The following is a 16,163-nucleotide window of genomic DNA, read 5'->3' on the forward strand; positions in this document are numbered from 1 at the left end:
AGGGGTGAGGGGTTCAGGAGTTTACGGGGCATTCCGCCTTCATGGCTTCCACACATTCACGGATCAGGTTGGGCCCCCGGTAGATGAAGCCCGTGTACAGTTGGACCAGACTCGCGCCCGCCTTGATTTTGGCCACGGCATCCGCTCCGCTCATGATGCCGCCCACGCCGATGATCGGAATACGGCCTTTCAGTTCCGCGGCAAAAGCCCCGATCACTTCCGTGGAGCGTGCCGTGAGGGGTGCGCCGGAAAGGCCGCCCGCTTCCTCCCTGCGCGGGCTGTTTTCCGCACCGGTACGGGAAAGTGTAGTGTTCGTGGCAATCAGGCCATCCAGCCCTTCATCCAGAAAAACCCGGCTAAGTTCCGTGATTTGTTCGTCCGTAACATCCGGGGCCACCTTCATGAAGATGGGAACCTGCCGTCCGGTTTCCGCCGCCATGTTCGCCTGTTCCGATTTCAGGGAAGCCAGCAGGCGTGCGGCGGGTTCAGCCGCCTGGAGATCGCGCAGGCCTGGCGTATTGGGGGAGGAGAAGTTGATGGCAATATAATCCGCCACGGGCCACGCCGCTCTCAGGCAGGCCAGGTAGTCCTGGGCGGCATCCTCGTTCGGCGTCAGTTTGTTTTTGCCAATGTTGACGCCGAGCACTCCGCCGAAGCGGGTGGCCTCCTGGATGTTTTCCACGCCGGCAGCAATGCCATGGTTGTTGAAGCCCATTCTGTTGATGATGGCACGCTGGGGAATGAGACGGAACAGGCGCGGCTTGTCATTGCCGGGCTGGGGGCGCGGCGTCAGTGTTCCCACCTCCACAAAGCCGAATCCCACCTGGCCGAAGGCGTTGACCGTATCCGCCTCCTTGTCCATCCCGGCGGCAAGGCCTACCCTGTTGGGAAATTTCATGCCCAGGATTTCCACCGGATCAGAAGGCACGTCACCCATCATCAGCGGGAGAACGCGCATCCTTTCAGCCATACGCAACCCGAACAGAGTCAAATTGTGGGCAGTTTCCGGATTCAACTGGAACAACAAACTTTTGGCAGCAGAATATAATGCGGGGGACACGATGGGGGGGAGTGTACCACACAGCCCTTTACGGTCAAGATTGGGAAGCGTCTTGCCCGGATGATTTTATCCGGTACAATTCCCGTGCATGAACCGGATGGAACGCCTCACCGCCTGCCGCCTGTACGGCATTGTGGATTTGGGATACACGCCTGAATATCAACTGATACATGTCACAAAAAAACTGCTGGAGGGAGGACTGGGCATTCTTCAGCTCAGGGCGAAGAACCACGCCCCGGAGCACATAGAGCGCATGGGCCGCCAACTTGCCCCTCTGTGCCGGGAATACGGCTGTCTTTTCATCATCAACGACTATCCGGAAGTTGCCCGGAGCATCGGCGCGGACGGGGTGCATCTGGGGCAGGAAGACGGGAAGCTGGAGGCCGCGCGGAGCCTGCTGGGGCCGGACGCCCTCATAGGCCGCTCCACCCACAGCCCGGAACAGGCGCTGGGCGGCTTCCGGGAGGGGGCGGACTACATAGGATTCGGCCCCCTGTTTCCTACGGACACCAAGCCGGGGAGGCAGGCGATCGGCCTGGAGCACATTGCCGGCATGCAGGCGCAGCTTCCGGAGGATTTTCCCGTCTTCTGCATCGGCGGCATCAATCAGGCAACTCTTCCTGCCGTTCTGGATGCCGGGGCGAGAAGGGCCGTGATCGTTTCCTGGCTGCTTACGCATCCCGACATTACGGGAACTGTTGAGGCGGTGAGGAAACGGCTTGGAGAGATCTAAAAAAGTTTTTATGCGTTCCCCTCGCCATCCGGAGAAAGAGCCGGACGGGAAATGAGCAGCACGGCCGTATCCACGATCATTTTCAGGATACGGTCCTGGTCTTTCATCCAGGGTTCCTTGTCGTGAAGATCGGGGCGCGTGGCGTATTTCCCCAGTGTGGCATGAAAAATGGAGCTCATGATATGAACATGCCAGGAAAGAGAGAGTTCATCTCCCCAAGGACAAATCTGACGAACCCTCTCCGTCATTTCCCGGATGACCGGAGCGTAGAATTCACCATAGATTTTCTGAACGAGGCATTCCGGTTCCTGCGGCAGACGCCACAGCAGACGCATATGGTCGGGGCCGCCCAGACTTTCGTCCAGAAGCATGCGGAAGGCAGGCTCAATGAATGCACGGGCATATGCCCTGAGGGACGGTTCCCTGTCCGCCTCCTTCAGCAACTTCATGCGCTCTTCCATCAAAGGTTCCGCATAATGGCGGAAGACGGAGAGATAAAGCCCTTCCTTGTTTTCAAAGTAATAGACGATGGAAGCCAGGTTTACCCCGGCCTCCGACGCTATGGCACGCATGGTCACGCCGTCAAAGCCACTATGAGCAAAGAGCTTTTGTGCGGCGCGAAGAATTTTGCCGCTGGTTTCCGCGGAACGGTCGGCCTGGGATTTACGGACTGCGGGCATCGTTTCAAAAACACGGGAAAGCTTTTACGCCTAGCGTGAGGGGCGTGAGGAGCCGGCAGCCTTCACCAGCTGCTCCATGTTCTGGGAGGACTGAATCACTTTCCCATCCTTGTCCATCAAAATCATCGTGGGAATGCCGCGCGGAGATACCTTTTTGGCCATTTCCGTCAAATCCTTCCGTAGCAGGACGGGCCACGGCATATTGTTGGCCGCAGCCCATTTCTGGGCAGCTTCCAGGTTCTGATCCAGATTGCACATGATGACTTCCACATCCGGGTTTTCCTTCACCACCTTGTTGTAGGATTCCACGCTGTGTGGAGCGTTCCGGCAGCACGGACCGCACCAGCTCGCGCTGAAATACAGGATGAAGTATTTGGCGTTCAGCTTGCCGTCCTTCTTCTTGAGCTTGCCGTCCTCCAGCATGTAGGTCTGCCCCTTCATTTCCTTAGCCAGCGGGCCGGATGGCGTGGAAGACCATTCGGAAAGTGGTTTGCCTATAACGTCCTTGTGTTCCTCCAGCCATGTGCGGTCTTCATCCGAAAGTTTTTCCAGCGGCATGGTGATGGGCTTTTTGGCCGTGGTTACCAGCTTGACGGTTTTCATGTTCAGGGCTATGGGGCGCGCTTCCACCGTGGTGCCTGTAGACTTGTTCGTCCAGGTACGTAGGGAGGGATCCGCCGCGGAGTCCTGGGATTCCGCAAAACCGACGGAAGCGCCCAATAGGAACGCTCCCGCTAATAGAGTCCGAATAGAAGGGGAATTTAAACACATGACATTGATATACTACATCTTATTTTCCGTGTCGAGAAGCTGATTCCAGAATTTGCCTGGCCTGGGCGTGCCTCGGCTCGCGGCGCAGGGTTTCTGCGGCGGCGGCGGCGGCATCCCGGTAACGGCCGTTGCGGTACAGCATGACCGCCAGGGTGAAAGGAATATCCGGATTTTCCTTGTCCAGAGACGAACAGTTTTCCAGATCCTGAATCGCCTGTTCCAAATGCCCTACCTTTTCATTAAGCAGAGCCCGGTTGAACAGGGCGCGGATGAAGGCAGGCTCTATTTTCAGCGCCTCGTCAAAGGATTGGAGAGCTCCCGGCTCATCATTGTTCTCAATCTGGCCCAGGCCCAGCAGGTACCACAGGTTGGCGTCCCGGGGGGCCAGCCGCACTGCCTCCCTCATCTGTTCCTCGGCTTCCCGGCTGCGGCCCTGGGATGCCAGGAATACGGCGTAGTCCCGGTGCACGACGGAGGAGGTGGCATCCCATTTCAACGCCTTGGCAAACCACTGCTCCGCCGCCTTGGCGTCTTTCCGGCTGATGGCGATCTGCGCCAGCTTCATGGCCCCGGAGGGCTGGTCCGCCTGGTGCAGTGCGGCGGCCGTCAGTTCCTTCATACCGGGGCTGCCTGACGGCAGGGAATCCCGGAGGGCCCATTCTGCCTGCAGGCGCACAACTTTGAGCGGGTCATTGAGAAGTTTTCCGGCAGAGGGGTTGTTGGCGCGGCCCATTACCTTGGCGGCGGCGGCACGGGTCAGGGCATCCGGATCGTTCACCGCTCCGGCAGCCAGTTCCTGCACGGCGGGTTCATGAGCCCAGGAGTCCATCAGGTCCAGCAGCGTGGCGCGCCATGCCCCCACTTCCTCCTTCCTGAAACATTCCATCAACAGGGGAAGAACATCCTCTTTGCCTTCATAGGCATGCTGCACGGCCCTGGTGCGGTCCCTGTATTTTCCCATTTTGGGGTCTGGCCCGTAATATTTTTTCACTGCTTCAGCAGCCCATTCATTGCTCTTGTCCCGGTGGCACATGGTACAGGCATTCGGGATGCCCAGTTCTACACTCAGCAGCGGGTCCGGAGAATTGAACGAATGGTCGCGGCGCGGGTCGCGCGCCATGTACAGGCTTTCCGGCATGTGGCATTCCACGCACCGCGCGCCCATGCTGGACTGCGGGCAGGGGGTATGTTTGGAGATATCAATGATGGGGGCCTTTACTCCGTTAACAGCCTCTCCCGTACCGTGGCACCTCATGCAGAGCGTATTGTCCTCCTGGGGAAGCTTGAGCGTACCGGTATGCGGGTCATGGCAGTCCAGACAGGTGACGCCCGCCTTGCCCATGCGGCTCAGGCGCAGCCCCGTTTCACAATAGTCCTCGTCCCTCTGCATGCCGTTGGGCCAGAACACGCCGGGCTGGACGGGGAGCACCAGTTGAAAGTGGTCGTCAAAACGGTCGCCCACGGCAAAATCATGATCGAATTCGTCACGCCGGGCATGGCAGGAAGCGCAGTTGTCGTGAATCTGCTGAGGAGTCAGCTTGTTCTTCGTGGAGATCATGCAGCCCGTTCCCGCCTCCGGCTTATCCAGCAGGGGGCCGTGGCACTGGATGCAGGTAACCCCGGGTTCCTTCCAAGTGGAGGCGTAGCGGTCCTTGACGGGATCATAATTTTTATGAAACAGGGACATGTGGCACCAGGCGCACTGGGTGTTCCAGTTCATGCCACGGCCCGTCCAGTGGCCCCAGTCGCCAGGCTGGCGGACTTCCTTGCCGAAAATATCGAACCATTCCTTGCGGTTCACGTCCCATGCAGCACTGAGGGTATGGTAGCCGCCGTCCTTGGCGGGGACCAAGTACTGCACCAGCGGGATGCGGCCCGTGGCCCATTCCGCCCGCCAGGAGGTGTTGGCCTGCTCGTCGTGAACCGTACGTCCCTGCCCGTCCGTGGAAAATTGGAGAACGCTGCCATGGGCGCTCAGCTTCATGTTGTGGAAAGCCTCGGATTCCCACTGGTCACCCAGCTTGCGGAACGCCCAGGCATGGTCGGAACCGGCCCACTGCCTGAATTCCTTTTCATGGCAAGCGCCGCACTGCATGGAAACGGGAACTTCATTCTGGTCCCAGTGCTCGCTGCCGCCCGCAAATACGGCCGGCTGGGCGTCGGCAGCCGCCCGCCTTTCCATCCATGCCTTCATCATGGTCCCCAGCCCCACGAGCGCTCCCAACACGACAATAAGAACCACCCATTTTTTCACGGACGGTTTTCTGCTGGAAACACGGGAAGGTTCAGGTTCGGACATGGCGGGGAATATCTTGCCACATTATAGGCCCCCCTCCAAGGAACTTTTACGCAAAGTCCCCCGGAAACCCTGAGAAAGTGACGGAGAACGGCTATTCCTCGTCTTCCAGCGCCTCTTCCCGCATCAACGGGGTAATCCGGGTGACGATGCACCTCTCCACCCCACCGTTGTCCGTCCGGGTCACCTTGAATTCCAAACCGAGGTAACCGACAATATCGCCTTCCCGCGCCGGAGCCTGGAGCAGGTTGAGGACCAGACCGCCCACGGTGTCTATTTCCTCATTCTGCAAGTCCATGTCCAGGGCCTCGCCCAGTTCGCCGATGCGGGCCAGCCCGGACACGTCGCAGGAAAATCCCACGGCATCCGGCGGCAGATCCGTCAACACGCGAATGCGGCCGCGGTCCCAGCCCATTACCTCGGAAAATACATCCGTCAGGGTGAGCAGGCCAGAGGTGCCGCCGTGCTCGTCCAGAATAATGGCCAGCCGCACGTTATCCCCCCGCATGATTTCCACTACATTGTCAAATTTGACGGTCTTGGGAACCTTCGGAATGGAATGAATGTATGCGGCACCCAAAGATTCTCCACGGAGCATGATCCGGAACAGGTCGCGGGCATGAACCATCCCGACCACATGGTCCAGGTCTCCGCGGTAAACGGGGTAGCGCGTGCGGCGCGTGCGGCGCACGATTTCCCGGATCTGCTCATGGTCCGCTCCTTCCGGAATGGCGTCAATCCGGACGCGCGGCGTCATCACCTGGTGCACGTATAAATCATCCAGGTCAAACAGGCAGTCCATGATACGTCCGGATTCTTCCGGCAGGGCGCCGTTTTCATGGCTTTCCTCAATGATGTACTGGAGTTCCTCCGCGGAATGGTAGTGTGATTTGGATTCATTCCTGTCCACTCCCAGAAGACCCAGGAAGAAATTGCCCAGCATGTTCATGCCCACCACAAGGGGATACAGGCAGAGCTGAATGACATACATGGGCATGGTGATGATGAGGCAAAGCTTCGTGGCGTATTGAAGAGCCAGGGCCTTGGGCACCATTTCCCCCAGAACAATGTGCAGATACGTCAGCATTCCCACGGACAGGACACTGGCCGCGCCGTGCGCCACCAGCCAGGAGGCCCAACCGTACTGGGCCAGCCATTCCTGAATCCATACGGCCATGGTGTGCTCCCCGTACATGCCCAGCCCCAGGCTGGCGAACGTAATGCCGAGCTGGGCCGTGGCAATGTAACGGTCCTGGAGCCTGGGTGTTTTCAGCACCTGGGTGATGTGGCGCGCCACCATGTTGCCGGAGGCCGCCATCTGCTCCAGGGACGCACGGGGCGCGCCGAGCAGGGCGAATTCCGCGGCCACGAACAGGCCGTTAAGGATAATCAGCAGCAAAATGATGAGAATCGTCATCATATGCTCACCCCACTTTCCATGGCAGGTTTATCATCCTCCTTTTTTTCAGGAGGAAGCAACAGGACGGAAGATACGCGGTTGTGGTCCATTTTCTCCACCACCAGCACGCGTCCGGCAATAATCAGGCGGTCTCCTTCCTTAGGGATGCAGGACATGTGCTTGATCACACAGCCGCCCACCGTCGTGGCTCCGTTCATCAGGAAGGGAACCAGGCATTCCGCTTTGTGGGCGCGCATCATGCCGGGAATTCTGACGGAGCCGTCAGGCAGGTATTCCACTTTTTCACCGGAGCGGATAAATTCATCGTCGATGTCGCCCACCATTTCACCCAGCAGGCGCTCCAGAGTCACCAGTCCTACGAATTTTCCGTATTCATTCAGTACGAAGGCTTCCTTGGCCTTTTCCTCGCGCAACTGAGACATAAGCATTTCCACTGTCTGCATTTCCATCACGCACGGAACCTGGCGCAGCATGGAGCGCAAGGGGGGAAGAACGCCTTTTTCCGTGTAAGCGGCCACCATGTCCTTGATGTGCAGCATGCCGATCACGGATTCGCGGTTACCCTCATACACAGGGATATGGGTGTGGGGCCTGCCGGAAATCATGTCCAGGATATCCTCCTGCGTAGCGTCTACATCCAGGCAGACCAACTGGAAACGTGGAATCATGATCTGTTCCACGGTGCGTTCCGCCAGGGAGAGCGCACTGTGCAGCCGTTCGTGCTCGTCCTCCTCCAGCATGCCTCCCTCATGACTTTCATCCAGCAACATGTTGATCTCCTGCTGGGAGTGGACGTGCTGGTGCCCGCCCGGCGGCAATTTGAAAAGCTTGAGCAGCAGCAGGCCGCTCCCGTTCAGAAAATCAATGAACCACGCGCAGAAAGTGAGCGTCCAGCGCATGGGGTAATACGTGTACAGGGCCGCCTGCCGCGGAAACTGGAGAGCCAGCGACTTGGGCATCAATTCTCCCAGAATCACCTGAAACACCGTCAATCCCACCAGAACGACCAAGGCGGAAACGGAGGCGGCCATCACGGAGTCCATTCCGCCAAACCGCTCAAATAACGGAAGCAGGTAGGAAGACAATTGTACCTGCCCGTACGCACCAAGAATCAGACTGGAAATGGTAATGCCGAACTGGCAGGCCGCAATGTAGCGGTCAAGCTCGCGGGTATTCTCCAGGATTTTCAGCAAATGCGCGGCCACCTTGCTGCCGCCCTCCGCCATTTCCCGGATCATGTTGCGGCGCACGCTCACGGCGGCGAACTCTGCGGCAACGTAAAAGGCGTTGACCAGAATCAAAAGGAGAATAACAAAAATGATGAAAAGAATCATGAATTCCTGGGGTGTCCGTAAAACGCAACGGGCATCCGCATCATAGAAACCGCAAAAGGCCTGTCAAGATTTCCCTGCATAAATTTACGCCATGAAAAAGCCTTTTCCGCCGTGCCCATTCAAGGTTCTTCCATCTGCCACGGATGGCCCACCCCACTGCAATGCTTCCCGTTTTCCGCGGTATTCCGTTAATTCTGTTTCAGTTCAAAAGTGACTTCCACGTCCCCGGAACCAAGAGCCCCGGCAAGCCCGGCGGCATTATCGATGCGTCCCAGCCGCGTATAGTTGTAGGATGTGGAAAAAGTCTTGTAGAAGAGAACCAGTCCCCCGGCACCCCACAACATCAAATCCCCCTCATGCACGATTCCCGGATTGGCCGCGGCAACGGGCAGGGGCCGTGACAGGCGGTAAAATTTTTCGTTTCCGTTGACGTCCTCCATCTTGAGCGTCAAAGGCAGCAGCGCCTGGAATGCGGCAGCGGCAGCGTTATCTGAAAGGGTGGCCGTAAATGTTGAGGAGCCAACGGTTATTTTGATCACGTTGTTCATGGGTTTGTTGTTTTGCGGGTGAGGGCCGGCAGCCATATCACTGTGGGGAGCATCGGCCCCGGAATGTCCGGCGGTTCCTTCCACATCACAGGATGCCATGCAGAACAGAAGCGCCAAAACGGAAAAAGAGTTTCTTATTCCCGCCGTTCTCCGGGAGAAGTGTATTTTTTTCATATTCGTCATGGTTTATTTAAGGAGCGGGAGCCATTTTCCGTAAGTCAGCATCCGCCATATCCATTCCAGAGGACCGAACAGACAATAATGCAGCCAGATGCGGCTGAATACCGTCTCACAGAGATAGACGCCGGCCGCCACCAGCATGACGGCAGAAAGCCCGGTATCCGCACCAAAGCCAAAGCCGATGCCATAAAAAATAATCATCCCCAGCACGGACTGTCCGATGTAATTGGTCAGAGCCATTTGCCCCGGAGCCGCCAGCATTTTGAATATCCGGCATTCCCTGTGATGGAGGTACCACAGGCTGACGGACGCCATATATGCCAGCCCCACAGGGAAAACCCCAAACGTGTACAAGGCCGAATGGGCCGTCATGCCCCACGGGTGGCCGTTCAAAGAGCTCCACGCATAGAATACAGAGACGGGAAGTCCGATCGCAAAGCCGTACATGGATACTTTTTTCAAGAGCTTTTTGTTGCCTTCCAGCTTGGCATACAGGCGGTTTCTGCCAACGTAGAATCCCAGCAGGAACAATCCCATCACCTTAAAGAAACGGTTGCCGTCAATGAATTCCTGCATTCTGACGAAGGCCCCCTGCACCAGGAATTTGAAAACGTCCGTGTAGCTTGCGGCATCCCTCAGCCAGAAGGCGAAGTTGTCTTCCGTAATGCCATATTTTGCACAGAAATACTGCTGCATGCGGACGGCCAGGGCGGATGGGTCCATGCCGAAGACGGCTCTCGCGGCATCCGCCGCTATGGGGACCAGCAGCAGGAACGCGGAAGCAAGGAGCAGCCCCTTGTTGGAGACATTCCGGAAGAGAGGCAGAAGCAGGCCCAGCAGGGCATAAAGCATCAGGATGTCACCGCTCCAAAGGAACATCAGGTGCAGGAAGCCGATGACCAGCAGGATTCCCATCCTCCGATAGAAGATGCGGAGCCCGTCCGCATGCCTCCGCATGGCGTTGGAGATGATGATTGAAAATCCTATCCCGAAGAGGAGTGAAAACATGGTGTAGAATTTTCCGTCTATCAGGATGTACTGGATGTATTTGATGATCCTGTCGATTCCAGCTGTGGGCATTGCCGACACGGCGTCGCTTTTCAGAAAGGTATAGAGGGAGAATTCCGGGAAGTTGGCCAGGCATATCCCGAAGAGCGCCAGTCCCCTTAAAGCATCAAGGATGATATGGCGTTCTTTCGAACGGACCGGGTCAATGTGTTCTGAAGGATGGTTGTTCATGGTTGTTTTTCAAGATGTTATAGGATTTGAGGAACGGTTCCTGAGGAAGATGAAGACGATGCCCGCCATAAGAAACAACAGCGCCCCCAATACGGAATAGCGCGTGTTCAAGAAGGTGATGAACAATCCGCAAACGGCCGTCCCCACCGTCGTTCCAAGGTTGGCGGACGCCAGAAACAGGCCATTGGCAAAGTCGGGAGCTTCCGGCGCGGCATCCGTGATGATGTATTGCATGTTGTTGCTGGCAATGCCCGCCAGAATTCCCAGAACAAAGATGATGGCTACTACCGGGATAAGCCAGCCCCCCAGCAGGAACAAGGACGCGTAAACCGCAACGAGGACAAACGGGATAAGGGTTACACACCGCGCGGCATTCATGGAAAGCAGCCGACCCGCCAGGACGTTGCCGACGATATTGGCCAGTCCGTACACCAGCAATACCGTGCCAATGAGCGTGTAGGATATTTCCGTTACCGTTTTCAGATAGTCCGACAGGTAGCTGAAAAAGCCGAACATGGCCGCGTTGATCATTGTAACGGCCAGAATGGCCTGCCAGGTGACTGCCTTTTTCAGTACGCCGAGCTGCGCTCCATAGGAAAGCCGCTTCCGGACGGGCAGAGAGGGAACAAAGAGTAGCGTAGCCACAAGCACCAGGGCATTCACGGCGGCAAAGAACAGCATGGCCATGGAGAATGATGCCATACTTGCAATGAAGCTGGTGACCGGAACGCCCAGAACCATTCCAGCCGATACACCGATGAACACTCTGGCAACCGCCTTCGGAGCCTTCGCCTTTCCTGCCGACGCCGCAGCCACCGTGAAGGCCATGGAAATGTAAACCGGGTGAAGAAAGGCGGGAATGGCCCGGACTATCAACATGACTGTAAAACTGTCGGTAAATGCTGAAACGAGATTGCTCAGCGTAAAGGTTCCCAGGGCCAGCAGCATGACTGTCCTGCGGTTGACCCTGGAAAACAGCACCGGCATGACGGGAGCGGACAAAGCCACAATCAGCGCAAACAGGCCGACCGTCCAGCCGGCATCCGGCACGCTTATCTGAAACCTCTGCGCTATCTGGGGAAGAATCCCTACGACTCCCATTTCCGTATTGATGATGCCGAATACGCCTGCGGTGAGAATAAAGACAAGCAGACCTCCTGCATTCCCCGCATGCTGGTTATTTTCCCGTTTCATCGTTTAATCGTGTCCGGTCCCTTTTTCCCTGTTCATTCCGTGTACTCCATTTCAGAGGTTATCTTGCCGGAGGAAGCCGGGCGTCACGCAACCTGCCCGGGACCGCTCCACGCTCCACGGGTTTCCACGGAACAGCAGCCCGGCGCCTTGCAGTGGCTGTCCAGAATGATTTCCCCGTACCCGTTCGCCACAATGCGGCCGCTGCGCGGATTTTTGACGCTACGGACCGTTCCGCTGATTTCCGCCTGCACGCTGGCGTACTCAAAGGCCAGATCGGCATCCTCCGTCATGGAACAGTTTTCCATGACCAGATCCGTGGCGTAGCACAAGGGCTGGGTCCCTGAAATCCGGCAATTGACCAGGCGCAGGTTCTTCGAGTGCCAGCCCAGATATTCGCCGTCCAGCACGGAATCATATACCGTTACGTTTTCCGTGTTCCAGAAGGCATCCTTGGAATGGATTTCCGCATTGCGTATTTCCACGTTTTTACAGTACTGGAAGGAATAGTTCCCCTGAAGCCGGAATTGATTGATCCGTATATCGGAACCGTGCATGAATATGTAGTCGCCCTTGCCCGCCGCCACTTGGTCCAGTTCCACATGGCGGCAATGCCAGAGGGTTTCCTGGGCATTGGGCAGCCGGACGCGCTCCAGCTTCAGCCCGTCCATGTCGCGGAACATTTTCGGGGCTTCAACAAGGGTGTCCACCATGTGCAAATTCCTGCAATACCAGATGGCGGCCCGGGCCCCTTCCCGGAAGATGCAGTTCCTGACGAGAAGGTCTTCATTGTGCCAGAAGGGGTATTTCCCCGTGAATTCACATTGAACGGCTTCAATTCCGAAGCATTCCTTCAAGGCCGATTCTCCGGGGAGGATCGTCACATTGCGGAGTCTCAGGTTGCGGGTGGCAAAGAGGGGGCGTTCGCCTCCGTACGATGCGTTGCTGATGTATTCTTTTTTCATGATGATGTGTGTTGTTGAAAGTATCGTTAATGTCTGCCGGGGCAGGAGATTTTTTGAAAGGACGCTTGTGATGCGCCTGTTCTTCAGGGTTTGTAATTTTTGCTGTTTGTATTCAGGGTTAAAGTTAGAATAACTGTAATAAGAACGGATCGTTTTTCCGCAGCGGTATGAAGGATTGTTTCCGGCGGCAGGCTGATTGGTGTTGGCTCAAGGAAGCTCCGACAGAAAACATCTATTAAACGTTGTTAATACAATAAGGTAGGAAAAGATTAGGAGAAAGGGTAGTCATGGAATTCCTTTCCGGATGTGGCTGCCGGAAGGTTTTCTGATCAGGGAGATGCTGAAAAGGATGATGCAGAGACCCATTATTTGAATCCAGCTTATCTCCTCCCCACCTAGCATCGTACCCAGAACCACCGCCACAAGCGGGTTTGCGTAGGCATGGGTGCCTACTTCCGTTGCCGGGCGCACCTTGAGGAGCCAGATGTAGCTGGTGTAAGCAAGGATGGAACCGAACAGGATCAAATAGACCAGGGAAAGCCATGCGGCGGACGGAATCGCTTCCCAACTGACGGCATCCGTTTCACGGCCCAGGAACGAACAGACCCAGAACATGCCGCCGGCAAAAAGCATTTGCCACGCCGCACCGGCAAAATCGTTCACTTCCTCTTCGGAAGACGATTTGTATTTTGCATACAGTGTTCCGAGAGCCCAGGAGATGCAGCCTACGACCAGGAGAACCACGCCATATTCGTGATGGACGTTTTTCCCGCCGTGGAAGAGCTGTTCCAGGAACAGAAGCCCCACCCCCAGGAATCCCGTGACAATGCCTATGGAAACGGCAGGAAGCCTGAAATTTGTTTTCCACATGGGGATGTCCAGAGCCATGATCCAGATGACGGTTGACGATGCAAGGATGGCCACCAGGCTGCTGCTCAAGTATTGCTGGGCGAGCATGATGACCGCCATGTCAATGAAAAGCAGGATAATTCCACTGACGGCGGATTTCCGGATCAGGCCGCCCCGGAAGATGCCCTCCCCCCGGATGCGGCTAAAGGTCAGCAGCAGTATTCCCGCCGCACTGAAACGCAGGCCTCCCAACAGGAAGGGTGGAAATCCCCTGAGGGCCACGCCAATGAAATAGTAAGTGGACCCCCAAACGACGTAGATCAGAAAATACGCAAGGATAACGGCCAGGTATCCCGGTTCTTTTTTTGTCGTGCTTTCCGTCATTGTCGTCATGTTCCGGTGTCGATTTCTGCGGAGGACTTATCAGGAGAAAGCCATGCAGGTTTTCCTGTTTGTCCCTGTTTTATTCGTGAACCGCCGGGAGCATCGCCGCGGGAAGGTCCGTGACCAATGCTCCCGGCCCGTTCTTTTAACGCGGGAGGATTATTTCAGGTTTTTAGTGAAGAAGTCCGTCAGCTTGTCGAACGGAATCAGGTTTACCCGGTCATAGAGGTCCACATGTCCAGCCTTGGGCACCCAGTACAGTTCCTTGGGTTCGGCAGCCCTCCGGTACGCGTCTTCGCTGAATTCCCGTGAATGTGCCTCCTCGCCCGTGATGAACAACAGGGCGCGGGGGGAGATGGTTTCAATGTCCACAAACGGATGGAAGTTCATGAATTTTACGTTGCTGGTCAGTGTGGGATGCGTGGTCAGTTCCGGCGACTGGCCGCTGGGGGTGAATTCGCCTCTCGGAGTACGGTAGAATTCATAGAATTCCCTTTCAATGGGGTGGGAATTTTCGTTGAGTTCATGCACTGTTCCGCTGGTGTATTTGGCTGCCCCGCCGGTGAATTCCACATAACGCTGTTTCGCCGCTTCCGCGAGAATCTTCTTCCTTTGTTCAAGAGTCTGCGATTTCCAGAGCCCATTGCGGTTGGCCGCACCCATGTCATACATGCTAACGGTGGCGACGGCTTTCAGCCGCGGGTCGATTTTGGCGGCGCTAACGGCAAAGCTTCCGCTGCCGCAAATCCCGATGGCCCCGATGCGGCCGCGGTCGACAAACGGGCGCGTGCCCAAAAAGTCCACGGCCGCGCTGAAAGCTTCGGCATACATGTCCGGAGAGACGGCGTTGCGGGGTTCTCCCGCACTTTCACCCCAGAAGGGGAGATCAATGGCCAGCGTCACGAATCCCCGTTCAGCCATTTTCGCGGCGTACAGGTTCGCACTCTGTTCCTTGACGGCGCCCATGGGATGCCCCACGACGATGGCGGGGTATTTCGCATCCTTGTCCATATCTCCGGGCAGGAACAGGTTTCCCGCCACCTTCATTTTATACTGGTTGTTGAATTCAACTTTCTGAGAGGCGACCTTGCCGCTCTTGTAGAAGTTGTCCGCGTCCGCGGGCTTGTCCGCCGCGCAGGCAATGCCACCGGACATGACGAGCGCGCCCAGGGCCGTTGCCGTGAGGTTTTTTACCTTGCGGTTGATGATGGATTTCGAGTTCATTGCCTGTTTCTTTCTGTTTGCTTGATTGATGTTTTTCATGGGGCGGAGGGAGGGTTTCCGGCATGTTTCAGCGCAGCTTCCTTGCCCCAGGCCGCCGGGGGGGGTGGCGGGAAACGGGATGTGCTTCACCTCTCCCACCTTTCCCCTTTACGGTCCTGTCCGGTCTTCCAACCGAATAATGGCAATATAACAGAATATCCGGAAATCAGTTAGCCCGATACTTTTGCATTATTGCCCAATCCTGCAAAATGGAGATGAATGGGATTGCTCCCGGCCATTCCTTGAATACAATGGGGACATCATGAAATGGACGAATGAAATGAAGAAGGGGTTTCCCGAAGTTCCTTCCTTTCCTGCCGCACATGAACCGTTACGGCTTGCCGGTATGATTGCCAAATGGACGGAAGGGAAGCACCGGACAGAGACGGCTATTCCCGGACTGGTGCTTCACCGCTGGTCGTCCCCCACGGAGCCGAGCAGCTATATGTTCGCTCCCCATCTTTGCCTGATTGCACAAGGGGTCAAGCGCATCCTGCTGGGGGATGAGGCCTATGTCTATGACGCGCAAACGTTCGTGGTTTCTTCCGTGGAGCTCCCGATCGTTTCCCACGTCCTGGAAGCCACTCCGGAAAAGCCCTACCTGGGGTTGACGCTGGAACTTGATTTGAAAGAGATATCCCGGCTCATGCTCCACGGCAGCCTCCCCCCGGCCAGTTCCAGCCCGACGGACCGGGGAATAGGCGTCAGCAAGCTGACGCCGCCTCTGCTCAACGCCGTGGAACGCCTGCTGGCATTGCTGGATACTCCGGAGGAAATTCCCGTTTTCCAGCGCCTGGTGGAACAGGAAATTTACTACCGCCTGCTGATGGACGAAGGCCAGGGAACCCGGTTGAGGCAGATCATCATGGCGGAGAGCCGCAGCAACCAGATCGCACGGGCCATTGACTGGATGAAACGGCATTTCGACCAGCCCCTGCATATCAGCGAACTGGCGAAACACGCAGGAATGAGCCCTTCCGGCTTTCATCAGCATTTCCGCGCCCTGACGGCCATCAGTCCGCTCCAGTTTCAAAAGAGAATCCGCCTGAATGAGGCCAGGCGCCTCATGCTTCTGGAAAACATGGACGCGGGGAATGCCGCCTTCCGGGTGGGCTATGAAAGCCCCACCCAGTTCAACCGGGAGTACAAGCGCATGTTCGGAAATCCGCCCCGCACGGATATTAAAATGCTGCAATCCGCGCAAGTCTGACGGGAATCAAGGAAGGCCTGCCCAACGGCAGCCCCCAGAC

14 protein-coding genes are annotated in these 16,163 nt (G+C 56.7%); 2 read left to right on the forward strand and 12 right to left on the reverse strand.

All coding sequences use genetic code 11. The features are described from left to right. Positions 1 to 13: 13 nt before the first annotated feature. Positions 14 to 1,060: a quinone-dependent dihydroorotate dehydrogenase gene (locus V3C20_RS02300; RefSeq protein ID WP_130083893.1), complete on the reverse strand. Its 1,047-nt coding sequence runs from the start codon at positions 1,058 to 1,060 to the stop codon at positions 14 to 16. An 88-nt stretch (positions 1,061 to 1,148) separates the two neighbouring features. On the opposite strand from V3C20_RS02300, the gene thiE reads away from it, so the two are divergent. Continuing rightward, a complete protein-coding gene (gene thiE, locus V3C20_RS02305; RefSeq protein WP_238623813.1) occupies positions 1,149 to 1,793 on the forward strand; it encodes a thiamine phosphate synthase in 645 nt (214 codons plus the stop codon). 8 nt (positions 1,794 to 1,801) lie between these two features. Here the strand turns inward: thiE and V3C20_RS02310 are convergent, their stop codons facing one another. The 11 genes from V3C20_RS02310 to V3C20_RS02360 all read right to left on the reverse strand — a co-directional run bounded on the left by V3C20_RS02310 (position 1,802) and on the right by V3C20_RS02360 (position 14,805). After that, positions 1,802 to 2,473, reverse strand: coding sequence for a TetR/AcrR family transcriptional regulator (locus V3C20_RS02310; RefSeq protein ID WP_130083894.1), 672 nt, complete (start codon positions 2,471 to 2,473; stop codon positions 1,802 to 1,804). 30 nt (positions 2,474 to 2,503) lie between these two features. Continuing rightward, complete coding sequence (locus tag V3C20_RS02315; RefSeq protein ID WP_130083895.1) at positions 2,504 to 3,244, reverse strand: thioredoxin-like domain-containing protein; 741 nt, start codon at positions 3,242 to 3,244, stop codon at positions 2,504 to 2,506. Positions 3,245 to 3,263: 19 nt separating this feature from the next. Then, complete coding sequence (locus tag V3C20_RS02320; protein WP_130083896.1) at positions 3,264 to 5,543, reverse strand: tetratricopeptide repeat protein; 2,280 nt, start codon at positions 5,541 to 5,543, stop codon at positions 3,264 to 3,266. Positions 5,544 to 5,634: 91 nt separating this feature from the next. Further along, positions 5,635 to 6,960 carry a hemolysin family protein gene (locus V3C20_RS02325; protein WP_130083897.1) on the reverse strand — a complete coding sequence of 442 codons (1,326 nt, stop codon included), beginning with the start codon at positions 6,958 to 6,960 and terminating at the stop codon, positions 5,635 to 5,637. Next, the gene (locus tag V3C20_RS02330) at positions 6,957 to 8,294 is read right to left on the reverse strand and encodes a hemolysin family protein (RefSeq protein WP_130083898.1); all 1,338 of its coding nucleotides are present in this window, start codon (positions 8,292 to 8,294) and stop codon (positions 6,957 to 6,959) included. The genes V3C20_RS02325 and V3C20_RS02330 overlap by 4 nt, the downstream gene beginning before the upstream one ends. A 188-nt stretch (positions 8,295 to 8,482) precedes the next feature. Continuing rightward, positions 8,483 to 8,842 carry a cyclophilin-like fold protein gene (locus V3C20_RS02335; RefSeq protein WP_202975656.1) on the reverse strand — a complete coding sequence of 120 codons (360 nt, stop codon included), beginning with the start codon at positions 8,840 to 8,842 and terminating at the stop codon, positions 8,483 to 8,485. A 186-nt stretch (positions 8,843 to 9,028) separates the two neighbouring features. Then, positions 9,029 to 10,261 carry a DUF418 domain-containing protein gene (locus V3C20_RS02340; RefSeq protein WP_130083900.1) on the reverse strand — a complete coding sequence of 411 codons (1,233 nt, stop codon included), beginning with the start codon at positions 10,259 to 10,261 and terminating at the stop codon, positions 9,029 to 9,031. A gap of 9 nt (positions 10,262 to 10,270) precedes the next feature. Then, on the reverse strand, positions 10,271 to 11,455 hold the full coding sequence (locus tag V3C20_RS02345) for an MFS transporter (protein ID WP_130083901.1): 1,185 nt from the start codon (positions 11,453 to 11,455) through the stop codon (positions 10,271 to 10,273). An 83-nt stretch (positions 11,456 to 11,538) separates the two neighbouring features. Further along, entirely contained in the window at positions 11,539 to 12,417 is an 879-nt protein-coding gene (locus tag V3C20_RS02350) for a DUF3737 family protein (protein ID WP_130083902.1), read from the reverse strand. A 285-nt stretch (positions 12,418 to 12,702) separates the two neighbouring features. Then, complete coding sequence (locus V3C20_RS02355; protein ID WP_202975657.1) at positions 12,703 to 13,659, reverse strand: EamA family transporter; 957 nt, start codon at positions 13,657 to 13,659, stop codon at positions 12,703 to 12,705. A gap of 150 nt (positions 13,660 to 13,809) precedes the next feature. Continuing rightward, complete coding sequence (locus V3C20_RS02360) at positions 13,810 to 14,805, reverse strand: alpha/beta hydrolase (protein WP_342778992.1); 996 nt, start codon at positions 14,803 to 14,805, stop codon at positions 13,810 to 13,812. Between the two features lie 454 nt (positions 14,806 to 15,259). Here V3C20_RS02360 and V3C20_RS02365 point away from each other — a divergent pair, with 454 nt between their 5' ends. Then, positions 15,260 to 16,123, forward strand: a complete 864-nt coding sequence (locus tag V3C20_RS02365; protein WP_204795034.1) for an AraC family transcriptional regulator — start codon at positions 15,260 to 15,262, stop codon at positions 16,121 to 16,123. The last annotated feature ends 40 nt before the right edge of the window (positions 16,124 to 16,163 follow it).

This window comes from Akkermansia sp. RCC_12PD, assembly GCF_036417355.1.
GTDB lineage: Bacteria > Verrucomicrobiota > Verrucomicrobiia > Verrucomicrobiales > Akkermansiaceae > Akkermansia.